Source organism: Sorangium sp. So ce1504 (assembly GCF_051521635.1).
GTDB classification, from domain to species: Bacteria; Myxococcota_A; Polyangia; order Polyangiales; family Polyangiaceae; genus Sorangium; species Sorangium cellulosum_B.
In genome coordinates this window covers 8,551,767-8,563,815 of the sequence record NZ_CP150365.1, presented here as the reverse complement: position 1 = coordinate 8,563,815, position 12,049 = coordinate 8,551,767, and the positions used below count along the sequence as shown (strand labels likewise).

The following is a 12,049-nucleotide window of genomic DNA, read 5'->3' as shown; positions in this document are numbered from 1 at the left end:
TCTGTCGCCCGCGTCACTTCTCGATCACGCCGAGGATGTCATCCTCGCGGAGGATGAGGTGCTCCTCGCCGTCGATCTTGACCTCGGTGCCCGAGTACTTGCCGAAGAGGACGCGATCGCCCTCCTTGACGTCGAGCTTCCGCACGGTACCGTCCTCGGCGACCTTGCCGTTGCCGACGGCGACGACGGTCCCCTCGATCGGCTTCTCTTTCGCGGTGTCCGGAATGTAGAGACCTCCCTTGGTCTTCTCTTCTTCCTTCACGCGCTGAACGATCACGCGGTCCTGGAGCGGTCGAATCTTCATCTTTGCAAGTCCTCCGGGGACGAGCGCCGCGTCCCACGAACGGCGAGGCCCAGCCGGCGCGATGGAGCGCGCCGGAAGGCCCCCTACGATTGCAGTCTGGGCACTTTGCTAGCACTCACCTGTGGCGAGTGCTAGCGAGCGCGCGGAAGATAGCCACCCCCTGGAGGGTGTCAAGAGTGGCCCCAGGCGGCACTTTGCGCGCTGGCAGCCAGGCGCAGAGGTGGCTGTAAGTCCTGGAGATTGCAGGGGAAGGCGCGCGGCTCAAGGCTGGGCTCGGCGGAGCCTCTCGGCTAAAATGCGCTTATGAGGGCAAAGCTGCGGCAGCACAGTGACGCGATGCCCTCACGGTCTCCAGCCCGAGGGAGGCCGCCAGGACGTGTCTGGTTGACCTGAGCGCGCGGTGGCCCGGGTTACGTCGGTATCCAGGGCACCCGCATAAGTGAGGTGCCGCTGTGAGCCAAGCGATCTCTCTGTCCCCGAGCATGACCCGCTATTTCCAGGAGGTTGTGGACGAGGCGCTCCGAGTTCGGAACGTCGCTGCCACCGAGGCGGCGTCGAGTTACCTCGTCGGTCTGCTCTGTGCTTTTGCTCACCCGGACGAGCATGCCGAGTCTGCCTTCAACCAGCCCCTGACCTTTCTTCTGCGCGACGCGCTGGAAGCCTCCGGAGCCGAGCGTTTCCAGCGGCTGCGTAACCTGGGAGACAGCGTCCTCTACGTGGTCGGTTTCTTCGGCGGCCACATCGAGCTCAAGGGGGTCGATCGCGGCTACGTGGTCGGGGTCGGGTCCACCGCCTACCACCATGCGGCCGCTATGCTGCGCCTCAATGCGCGCGTCGGCCAGGGGCCCGATGTTCTTTCGGAGATGGCCGAGAAATTCGAGCGGTTCGTGAGCGTCCTGAACGATGTGGCCGACGGTACGCTCGCGTCGGGAGCTCGGGACGAGCGCTCGGTGCTCCGGCTGTACGAGCGCTGGGTTCGTACGGGATCGAGCCGCCTCGCGGATGAGCTCGGGGCACGAGGGCTCGTCCCGAGCCGTGGTACGGGCGGGCTCAACTGATGCGGGGGGCGACCTTCCCGTCCCGGATCCAGCAGCACCTGGCGCGCACCTATGCGCTCGATGACGCGCCCGCGGTCGACGATTTCATCCGGCTGACGGACGGCAGCGCACGCGAAGCGCTGCTGATCCGGCACGCCGACGGGGATATCGAGATCGCGCTGCACCTGCCCCGCCGGGCGATCACGCGGGGGCGAGAGCGGACGTTCGACGAGATCTGCCAGATCGTCGAGGGCGTGAGCCACTTCCTCTATGTGGCCGAGCGGGCCCGCAGGGAGCTGCCGGCGACCCAGCTCGAGCTCGAGCTCCAGGCCGAGGTCGACAAATACGTGCTGCTTGTCTATGGCGATCTGGCTGACGAGGTCGAGCCGCCAGGCCCGCCGCTCCGGCGCCGCCACGAGGCGGCCCCACCGGGGGCGGGGCGCTTCGAGCCCGAGCGCGCCGCGCGGATCCGCGCCCATCTCTTCGAGCGGGTCACCTTCATGGATCCACCGGGCACGGAGACCGGCGATCGCTACCGGATCGCGAACGATCTGGCGGCGCGGTTCGCGGGCCGACTCGAGGCCGAGTTTGCCCGCCACGGGCGTCATGCCGAGCTGCTCGTGGCGCTGCGACGCTTCTATGCGGCGGGGCAGACGGAAAAGATCGCCCTCGCGCGCGCCGCGTGAGCGCATCCTCCCGGGCGCTCGGGGTCGCTCGGGAGCCCGGCGCGGAGCGCTCGCCGCGGCCGCGCGCTCTCGTTCTCTCTTGACCGGTTCGCGCGCACGTACTCTCATCCGCATCCACGATGCCTTCCGCGAGCACGATGCCGCCCCGTGTCCTGGTGGCCGAAGACGAACCGGCGATGTTGAGCCTCGTTGCGCGTCACCTGAGGAACTTAGGGTTCTCTGTGATCGAGGCTTCCGAGGGCGATGCCGCCTGGGAGCTCGCGCGTGAGCACCGGCCGGATCTGGTGATCCTGGACGTGATGATGCCCGGCATGAGCGGCTGGGAGATCTGCAAACGGCTGAAGAGCGACACGTCCGACGGACGGCCGTTCGCGAGCACCGGCGTCATCATGCTCACCGGGATCGGCGAGAACCTGAACGAGATGACCTCGCCGCTCTTCGCCGCGGACGCCTGGTTGAACAAGCCGTTCGATTTCACGGATCTGGACGCGCGGGTGCGCGAGACGCTCGCGCGTTATGCGAAGCAGGTTCCTGATGCGAACGGCGCCAGGGCTCAGACGAGCGCGGTTGGTGAGGAGCGTGAAGCCGCGGCGCAGCCGTCTTCCAGAGAGCGGGCGACGGGGGCGAAGAAGTCGGCGGCAAACGGTGCCATGGCGAGCAGGGCGGCTGCGAAGCGGTCGGCCGTGACGAAGAAGCCGGCCACCAAGGCGGCGAAGAAACCGGCCGCGGCGAAGAAGCCGGCTGTGGCAAAGAAGCCGGCCGCCAAGGCGGCGAAGAAGCCGGTCGCGGCGAAGAAGCCGGCCGCCAAGGCGGCGAAGAAGCCGGTCGCGGCGAAGAAGCCGGCCGCCAAGGCGGCGAAGAAGCCGGTCGCGGCGAAGAAGCCGGCCGCCAAGGCGGCGAAGAAGCCGGTCGCGGCGAAGAAGCCGGCCGCCACGAAGGCGGCGTCCAAGAAGAAGTCGATGAAGTGATCCAATCCGAGGCGGGCGCCGTGCGCAGTGGCCCGTCACCTCGTTCCCACGCAACGTACGCGTGCCGCCGCCGAGCCGGGCGCAGAAGAGCCGTCCGATCAGCGCCCCGAGGGAAGACCCCCACCCACCACCGGCAACGCGCATCCATGCCGGCGGCGCGCTGAGCGCAGAGGCTGCCCTGCACGGGAATCATCAGGGCTCGCCGTGCGTCATTCCCTCGTACGTCGCGCGGAGCCTCCCAGGAACTTTCGGGCGCCTGACCCGTCAGCAGGTACAATGCTGCGACGTTTCCCCTTCGAGGGCCCCCGCGGGGGGCGCCCGGAGCGCTGAGCACCGTGAGCGACTCTCGCACGAAGCAACTGGACCGCATTCGCAGCGCCGCGCTCGCGGTTGAGCTGAGGCTGCGGTTCGGGCGCGCGCTGCGCGCGCTGCCGAGCGCGCTGACCCTCGCGCTCGCGCTCGCCGCCGGGACGCTCGCGGTGCACAAGGCGCTCCCGGCGTACCTCGGCGAGCCGCGCGCGCGCCAGCTCCTCCTCGGCGCGGGGCTGCTCGTGCTGGCCACCCTCGTCGTGGCGATGCTGCGCCGCTTGCCTCCCCGCGCCGGCACCATCGCCCTCGATCGGCACCACGGCCTCCACGACCGGCTGACGATCGCGCTCGCCTTCGACGCGCTGCCCGCAGCGCAGCGCACCCCCCTGATGGAGGCGGCGATCGACGACGCCTGCGAGCACGCCGCAGAGCTGCGCCCCGCTGGCGCCGCGCCGCTCGCGCTCCCTCGCGAGCTCTGGACCTCCGCCGCGGTGGGCCTCGGCGTGCTCGCGGTGGCGCTGCTGGAGGTGCGCACCCCGCGGAAGCAAGCGCCCGTCGCGGCGACCATCGACGCGCTCACCATGTCGCCCGACGACATCGAGCTCTTCAAGGACGCGGCCAAGGCGCTCGATCGGCAGGACCAGAGCCCGGAGATGAAGTCCGCGGTCGAGCGGTTCAACCAGCTCATCGAGGACATCGCCAACAAGCGCCTCGATCGCACCGAGGCGTTCCGCCGCATGGAGGCGCTCGAGCGCGAGCTCCTCAAGGGCGCGGAGGCCGACCTGAAGGCGCTCGAAGAGGCGCTGAAGGAGACGGGGCTCGACCTCAAGAAGAGCGACCTGGCGAAGGGCGTGGGGGAGTCCCTCGAGAAGAAGGATCTCGAGAAGGCGAAGAAGGACCTGAAGGAGCTCGCCGAGAAGCTCCGCGACAAGAAGCAGAAGCTCGACAAGGCCGAGATCGAGCGGCTGCGCAAGGCGCTCGCCGAGGCGGCGTCGCGCCGCAAGGAGGCCCTCGCCGCGATCAACGAGAAGCGCGCCGAGGCGCGCGAGCAGCTCCTCAAGCAGAAGCAGAAGGCCTCCGCGAACGATCAGCAGAGATCCGAGCAGGAGAGGCTGCTCAAGAAGAAGGAGCGGGAGCTGGAGCGGCTCGACCGCGAGGCCGAGCAGAAGGAGCGGACCGGGCGCCAGCTCGACCGGCTCGATCGCGAGCTCGCCAAGGCCGCCGAGGATCTGATGCGCGACCTCGGGATGTCAGCGGACGATCTCGAGCAGGCGGCCGAGGACATCAACCGAATGCAGCAGGAGGAGATGTCCGAGCAGGAGAAGGAAGAGCTGCGCCAGCGGCTAGAGGAGCTCCGGGAGCTCGTGCGTCAGCAAGGGCAGGGGGGCAAGCAGCGGATGGCCAGGATGCTCCGCTTCGGAAAGCGCGCGCGCGGCAGCCAGGGCGGCGGTGAGGAGCAGCAGGGGCAGGGCCAACAGGGGCAGGGCGACGGCGAGCAGGAAGGGCAGGAGGGCCAGCAAGGCCAGGGCGGTCAGGGCAAGGGCGGGCAAGGCCAGGGGCAGGAGCTGGTGATCGGGCCCGGCGGCAAGAAGATCCTGATGCCCGGCGGCGGGCAGGGGCAGGAGGGGCCGGGGAGCGGCCAGGGCAACAGCAACGGCGGCAACCAGCCCGGGGGTGACGGCGTCGGCTCCGGCCGTGGCGGCGAGGTCGCGGGCAAGCGCACCGACCCGAAGATGGGGACCCAGGACGTCCAGGCGCAGGGGCTCGACACGCAGCAAGGGCCCTCGAACAGCGAGGTGATCCTCAGCGCGGCCGAGCGGGGCTTCAAGGGGACCGGCTACAAGAAGGTCTTCACCGACTATCACACGGTCGCAGAGCAGCAGATCAACAAGGATCAGATCCCTGATGGATACCGGTTCTACGTGAACCGGTATTTCCAGCTCATCAGGCCGCGCGAGTGAGTCGAGCCGGCGGCTCGAACGCGACCGCGCCTCTACAGGCGCTCCGCGACGGCGGGCGCGAAGCAGGAAGTCATGGCCGAGAAGACGAAGGAAGCAGCGCGGGCCGAGGTGGACGAGTTCCGCGCGAGCATCGGACAGCTGCGCGAGGAGGTGGGGAAGGTCATCGTCGGCAACCGCGAGGTGGTCGACGGCGTGCTCACGTGCATGCTCGCGGGCTCGCACGCGCTGCTCGAGGGCGTGCCGGGGCTCGGCAAGACGATGCTCGTCCGCACCATGGCCGAGGCGCTCGACCTCCAGTTCTCGCGCATCCAGTTCACGCCCGACATGATGCCCGCGGACATCATCGGCACCACGGTCATCGATGAGAACGCGGGCGGGCAGCGGTCGTTCTCGTTCCGCAAGGGGCCGATCTTCGCGAACATCGTCCTCGCCGACGAGATCAACCGGGCCACGCCGAAGACGCAGAGCGCGCTCCTCGAGGCCATGCAGGAGCACCGGGTCACGGTCTCGCGGCAGAGCTACACGCTGGAAGAGCCGTTCTTCGTCCTGGCGACGCAGAACCCTCTCGAGAGCGAGGGGACGTACCCGCTGCCCGAGGCGCAGCTCGATCGGTTCTTCTTCAAGCTGCACGTGCCGTTCCCCAGCCGCGACGAGCTGAACTCGATCCTCGAGCGGACGACCGGCACCGACGCGATCGAGGTGCGGCCGGTCCTGAACAAGGAGCGGATCATCGCCATGCAGCGGCTCGTCCGCGAGGTGCCCGTGGCGAAGCACGTCCAGGACTACGCGGTGCGGCTCCTCCAGGCCACCCACCCCGCCGAGGGAGGCAGCCTCGACGAGGTGAAGCGGTTCGTGAAGTTCGGCGGGTCGCCGCGCGGGGCGCAGGCGCTGCTGCTCGCCGCGAAGATCCGCGCCCTCTTCGAGGGGCGGTTCGCGGCGTCGGTCGACGACGTGCGCGCGTGCGCGCTCCCCGCCCTCCGGCACCGCGTGCTGCTCAACTTCGAGGGCGAGGCGGAGGGCGTGAAGACCGACGAGGTGCTGCAGGCGATCCTCAAGCACCTTCCGGAGAGCAAATGAGGCGCCGTCGAAGGTAGCATGGGGCTCTTCGACGCGTTCAAGAGGGCCGCCGCGCCGCTGCGCCGCATCTCCGCGCTCTCCGCGAGCGCCCCCGACGAGGAGCTCTTCGACGACGAGTTCCAGCGCAAGCTCGACTACCTCGCGATGGTGAGCCGTCGCGTCTTCTCGGGGGCGATGCGCGCGGAGCGGCGGACCAAGAAGACCGGCTCCGGGGTCGAGTTCGCCGACCATCGCGACTACGCGCCCGGCGACGATTTCCGGTACCTCGACTGGGCCGCGTACCAGCGCTTCGACCGGCTCCTCATCCGGCTCTACGAGGAGGAGGAAGACCTCTCGATCTACTTCATCGTCGACACCTCGGCGTCGATGGCGTTCGGCGACGGCGAGAAGCTGCGGCACGCAAAGCGCCTCGCTGCGGCGCTGGCGTACGTGGGGCTCGCCAACCTCGACCGAATCGCGATCGTCACCGCGACCGACGAGATCAGCGGGCGCATGCAGTCGACCCGCGGCAAGGCGCGCATCTTCAGGATCTTCCGCTTCCTCGGGCAGGCGCGCGCCGAGGGCCCGACCGACCTCGGCGAGGCGATGAAGACCTTCGTGGCGCAGCACAAGCGGCGCGGCCTCGCCGTGATCCTCAGCGATCTCTATGATCCGGCGGGCTTCGAGCGCGGCATCAACGTCCTCCGGTACAACCGGTTCGAGCCGTTCGTGCTCCACGTCGTCGACGCGCGCGAGGCCAGGCCCGCGCTGCGCGGGGACGTGCGCGTCTACGACTGCGAGACCGGCGACGAGCGCGAGGTCACGGTGACCCCCAAGGTGCTCGAGCGCTACGCCGAGGCCTACGAGCAGTACCTCGACGAGATCCGCCGCTTCTGCACGTCGCGGCAGGTGAGCTACTTCCGCGCGGACGTGTCCGTCCCCTTCGATGAGCTGATCCTTCGCGTGTTCCGCAGAGGCGGCTTCCTCCGGTAGCGATGCTGCACTTCACCGGCGTTCCGCTGCAGACACTGCTCCAGATCGGCGCCCTCGGCGGGGCCGTCGTCGTCGTCTTCTACATCCTCAAGCTGCGCCGGCGGCCCGTCGCGGTCCCCTTCTCTAGGATCTGGGAGCGCATCCTCCGGGACAAGGAGGCGACGAGCCTGTTCTCCCAGCTGAAGCGGCTCCTGTCGCTGCTGCTGCAGCTCGCGCTCCTCGCGCTGCTCCTGCTCGCGCTGGGGGATCCGCGCCCTCAGGCGAACCTCGTCGAGGGGCGCAACATCGTCGTCCTCATCGACGCGAGCGCGAGCATGCAGGCCATCGACGTCGCGCCCTCGCGCCTCGAGCTCGCGAAGGAAGAGGTCAGGAAGATGGTCCGCGGCCTCTCCGGCAGCGACCGCATGCTGCTGGCCCAGATGGACGCGGCCATCACGCCCCTGTCGACGCTCACCGGAGAGATCTCGGAGCTCGAGGCGGCCGTCGCGGCGGTGAGTCCGACCGACGCCACCGCCGACTTCGCGCGCGCGCTCCGCTTCGCGAGCGACACCCTGAGCGGGCTCCCATCGCCGGAGGTCATCGTCGTGAGCGACGGCGCGCTCGGCGAGCCGACCGACGCCGGCGGACAGGTGCGCCTCGGCGACATCAAGCTCTCGTACCTGCCGATCGGCAAGGGATCGAGGAACGCCGCCATCACCGAGTTCTCGGTGCGGCGTTACCCGCTCGACAAGAGCCGCTATGAGGTGATGCTCGAGGTCACCAACACGAGCGACGAGCCCCTCGATCTCGAGCTGTCGCTGCTCGGCGACGGCCAGCTCACGGATCTGACGCGCATCCGGCTCAAGCCCAAGGAGAAGCTGCCCCGCTTCTACCCGAACCTCTCCGGCGCGTCGAAGACGCTCGAGGCGAAGCTCGCGCTGGCCGACGGCAGCTCGGACGACCTCCCCGCGGACAACCGCGCCTACGCGCTCCTCCCCGAGCGGCGCCGCGCGCGCGTGCAGGTCGTCTCCGCGGGGAACATGTTCCTCGAGGCGGCGCTGCTCCTCGACGAGTACCTCGATGTGACCTTCGTCGATCCGCAGCGGTACCCGGCGGCCTCGTCGTTCGACGTGACCATCTTCGACGGCGTGGCGCCGAGCGTCGCGCCGGGGAGCGGGAGCCTGCTCTACCTCAACCCGACCGGGACCAGCGTCCCGTTCGAGGTGGGCAAGGAGGTCCTCGATGACGACCCGAACTACCGCCTGGGCTTCGACGAGCTCGACGCGAAGCACCCGCTCCTGCGCTACACGGCGCTCAGCGACGTGAACGTCGCGCGCGCCCACGTGCTCAAGGGCAACAAGGAAGACAGGGTCGTCGGCCGGAGCTACAAGGGTCCGCTGCTGCTCGAGGGGCGGCGCAGCGGCGTGAAATTCGTCGCGCTCGGCTTCGACGTGCGCGAGAGCGATTTCCCGCTCCGCATCGCCTGGCCGCTCTTCCTGCTCAACGCGATCAACAACTTCGTCGAGGAGGACACGAGCTACATCTCCTCGTTCCGCACGGGCTCCGTCTGGCACATCCCGGCGTCCTCGTCCGCGGAGGTGGCCAGCCTGGAGCAGCCCGACGGGACGACGCGCGCGGTCCCCATCCAGGAGGGGCGCGCCGTGTTCCTCGGGCAGCACGCCGGCTTCTACACGCTGCGCGTCGGCGCCGCGGGCGCGCAGGAGGAGAGCATGTTCGCCGCGAACCTCTCGGCCCCGGAGGAGAGCGCGATCGCCCCGGCCGCCGAGCTCAAGGTCGACGGCCGCGGCGCGGGCGCGGTGAGCGAGTTCAAGATCGGCGTTCGCCGTGAGCTCTGGGTCTACCTGCTCGCGGCGGTGCTCCTCGTGACCGCGATCGAGTGGTTCACGTACCACAGGAGGGTGACGGTGTGAGCGCGTTCCGTGGTCGGAGGCTGCGCATCGCCGCGTGGGCCATCACATGCGTCGCCCTCGGCGGGATCCTGTTCTGGGCGTACCGGAGGTATGTCCTCCTGCACCCGGATCCGACGCTGACGTGGGTGCGCGAGGGGGTGAAGTACGAGCTCCTCAACCCGAAGATGCTCGGCGCGATCCTGCTCGCGCCCTGGTTCGTCGGGGTGCTCGCGGGATCCCTCGCCGACCTTCCCCTGCCGCAGCGCGTGCTCTCGGTGCTGCTGCGGGTCGCGTTCGTCGCGCTGATCGCGCTCGGGCTGTCGCGGCTCGCGAGGTCCGCGACCACGGAGAAGGTCGCCACCATCTACCTCATCGACGTCTCCGAGTCGGTCACGGACGAGGCGCTCGACGACGCGCGAGCGACGCTCGACAAGGCGTTCGCCGAGAAGCCCGAGGACGGCGTCATCAAGGTGATCACCTTCGCGCGGCGGCCGCGGCTCGCCGAGCGCGCGGCCGGCGAGGCGGCCGGTCGCGAGGAGGAGCGGCGCGCGCCGCCCGTCGGCCGCCACGTCGACGCGAACGGACAGCGCGGCGATCTCGGCGCGGGCTCGAACCTCCAGGCCGCGCTGCAGCTCGCGTACGGGCTGTATCCGCCCGGCTACCTCAAGCGCGCCGTGCTGATGTCGGACGGCGTGCAGACGGACGGCGACGTGCTCGCCGAGGCCAACCGGGCGCGCGACGTCGGGGTGCGGCTGTTCTCCATCCCGTACCGGCGGCCCGCGCCGCCCGAGGTCGCGGTGCGAGAGCTCAGGATGCCCGACCGGGTCAAGGTCGGGGAGACGTTCGAGATCCACGCCGACATCTACGCCAGCCGCGCCACCAAGGCGCGCGCGCGGCTCTTTCAGGGGGAGGCGCTGAACGGCCTCGAGGGCATCCGGGACCTCGAGCTCAAGGCAGGGCCGAACGACGTCGTGTTCAAGAGCGTCGTGCGCATCGCGGGGCAGGTGACCTACGCGCTCGAGCTCGACCAGATCGCGGACGACAAGTTCAAGGAGAACAACCGGTACGCGACCACCATCGACGTGCCAGGGCGCCCGTCGGTGCTCTACGTCGAGGGGACGCCGCAGCACGCCGGCCCGCTCTCGAGCGCGCTCACCGCGCAGCAGTTCGACGTCGACGTCAGGCCGCCGGCAGGATTCCCCGGCTCCCTCAAGGAGATGGAGCGCTACGACTTCCTGATCGTGTCCGACACCCCGAAGGAAGCGCTCAGCCTGCAGGGGCAGGAGATCATCGAGAGCTACGTGCGGGATCTCGGCGGGGGGTTCCTCTTCGCCGGTGGCGAGTCGGGCTACGGCCTCGGTGGTTGGTACCGCACCACCATCGAGCGGATCCTGCCCGTTCGGATGGACAACGAGCGAAAGAAGGACATGCCGAGCGTCGCGATGGCGCTCGTCATGGATCGCTCGGGATCGATGACCGGGCTGCCCCTCGAGATGGCCAAGGCCGCGGCGAAGGCGACCGCGGGGGTGCTGTCGTCGGACGATCTGATCGAGGTGATCGCGTTCGACTCGGCGCCGACGCGCTACGTGAAGATGCAGCCCGCGCGCAACCGCTCGCGGATCGCGGGCGAGATCGCGCGCATCCAGCCGGGCGGCGGGACCGAGATCTTCTCCGCGCTCGACGCCGCCTACCAGGACATGACCGTCACGCAGGCGCGCAAGAAGCACGTCATCCTGCTCACGGACGGCAAGGCGTCGACGGGCGGCATCCGGGACCTCGTGTCCGCCATGATCGCCGAGTCGATCACCGTGACCACCGTGGGGCTCGGGAACGACCTCGACGAGCAGCTGCTCAAGATGATCGCCGACGTGGGCGGGGGGCGCTTCCACGCGGTCCCGGATCCGAACAACCTGCCGCGGATCTTCACCAAGGAGACCGAGATGGTGGCGCGCGCCGCCGCCGTCGAGGAGTGGTTTCCGGTGACCCAGGTCGGCGACGCGGCGTTCCTCCGCGGCGTCGACGTCCGCACGGCGCCCAACCTGCACGGCTACGTCTCGACCAAGCTGAAGCCGGCGCCAGCCCAGGAGCTGCTCACGAGCGACACCGAGGAGCCGATCCTCGCGCGCTGGCGCGTCGGCCTCGGGTGGACGCTGGCCTGGACGACCGACGTCAAGGCGCGCTGGGCCGTCGAGTGGCTGAGGTGGCCAGGCTTCGAAAAATTCTGGGGACAGCTCGTCCATGAGCACATGCGCCAGAAGCACCGGCGCGAGCTCGACATGAAGGCCGAGATCGTCGACGGCGAGCTGCGCGCGTCCGTCGACGCGTTCGGGGCCGACGACCGGTTCGAGAACAACCTGACCTCCCGGCTCACCCTCATCGGGCCCGAGCCAGGCGGCGCGACGCGGGTCGTCGACATGCGTCAGACCGCGCCGGGGCGCTACGAGACGGCGCTTGCGCTGGATCGGTACGGCTCGTTCCTCTTGCGGGCGGAGCACCTGCGCGAGGCCGAGGACGGCTCGCTCCGGCCCGTCGCCGTCAGCTACGGCCACGTCTCGAACCCGTACCCGCGCGAGTACGCGAGCTTCGAGCCCGAGCTCGCGATCCTCGAGAAAGCCGCGACGTCGACAGGCGGGGCGGTCGATCCGAACGGCGTGGCGGCCATCTTCGACCCGGCAGGGGAGAAGGTGACGTTCCACGAGGAGCTCTGGCAGCGGTTCATCTACGCTGCGATGGTCGTGTTCCTGCTCGATCTGTTCGTCCGCCGGGTGCGGCTCTTCGACCGGAAGTTCGTCGCGCGCCGGGGCCGAGGGGTAGGGGGCCGGCGCCTCCCGGCCACATGACGGCTC

The 12,049-nt window shown here is 69.6% G+C and carries 9 protein-coding genes; 8 read left to right on the top strand and 1 reads right to left on the bottom strand.

Going from position 1 to position 12,049, the window contains the following annotated elements:
- Positions 1 to 13 precede the first annotated feature (13 nt).
- Positions 14 to 304 (bottom strand): co-chaperone GroES, encoded by a 291-nt coding sequence (gene groES / locus WMF39_RS32165; RefSeq protein WP_012238539.1) that lies wholly within the window; start codon positions 302 to 304, stop codon positions 14 to 16.
- A gap of 482 nt (positions 305 to 786) precedes the next feature.
- Between groES and WMF39_RS32160 the strand changes: the two genes are divergently transcribed.
- The 8 genes from WMF39_RS32160 (at position 787) to WMF39_RS32125 (ending at position 12,043) form a co-directional block, all read left to right on the top strand.
- The gene (locus WMF39_RS32160) at positions 787 to 1,362 is read left to right on the top strand and encodes a hypothetical protein (protein ID WP_012238538.1); all 576 of its coding nucleotides are present in this window, start codon (positions 787 to 789) and stop codon (positions 1,360 to 1,362) included.
- Positions 1,362 to 2,027 carry a hypothetical protein gene (locus tag WMF39_RS32155; protein WP_437740300.1) on the top strand — a complete coding sequence of 222 codons (666 nt, stop codon included), beginning with the start codon at positions 1,362 to 1,364 and terminating at the stop codon, positions 2,025 to 2,027. Before WMF39_RS32160 ends, WMF39_RS32155 begins: the two co-directional genes overlap by 1 nt.
- Positions 2,028 to 2,182: 155 nt before the next feature.
- The gene (locus tag WMF39_RS32150; protein WP_437740299.1) at positions 2,183 to 2,995 is read left to right on the top strand and encodes a response regulator transcription factor; all 813 of its coding nucleotides are present in this window, start codon (positions 2,183 to 2,185) and stop codon (positions 2,993 to 2,995) included.
- Positions 2,996 to 3,330: 335 nt separating this feature from the next.
- Complete coding sequence (locus tag WMF39_RS32145; protein ID WP_437740298.1) at positions 3,331 to 5,265, top strand: hypothetical protein; 1,935 nt, start codon at positions 3,331 to 3,333, stop codon at positions 5,263 to 5,265.
- 72 nt (positions 5,266 to 5,337) lie between these two features.
- On the top strand, positions 5,338 to 6,342 hold the full coding sequence (locus WMF39_RS32140; RefSeq protein WP_437740297.1) for an AAA family ATPase: 1,005 nt from the start codon (positions 5,338 to 5,340) through the stop codon (positions 6,340 to 6,342).
- An 18-nt stretch (positions 6,343 to 6,360) separates the two neighbouring features.
- Positions 6,361 to 7,314: a DUF58 domain-containing protein gene (locus WMF39_RS32135; protein ID WP_437542928.1), complete on the top strand. Its 954-nt coding sequence runs from the start codon at positions 6,361 to 6,363 to the stop codon at positions 7,312 to 7,314.
- A 2-nt stretch (positions 7,315 to 7,316) separates the two neighbouring features.
- Positions 7,317 to 9,224 carry a vWA domain-containing protein gene (locus WMF39_RS32130; RefSeq protein WP_437740296.1) on the top strand — a complete coding sequence of 636 codons (1,908 nt, stop codon included), beginning with the start codon at positions 7,317 to 7,319 and terminating at the stop codon, positions 9,222 to 9,224.
- On the top strand, positions 9,221 to 12,043 hold the full coding sequence (locus WMF39_RS32125) for a VWA domain-containing protein (protein ID WP_437740295.1): 2,823 nt from the start codon (positions 9,221 to 9,223) through the stop codon (positions 12,041 to 12,043). Before WMF39_RS32130 ends, WMF39_RS32125 begins: the two co-directional genes overlap by 4 nt.
- Positions 12,044 to 12,049: the final 6 nt, after the last annotated feature.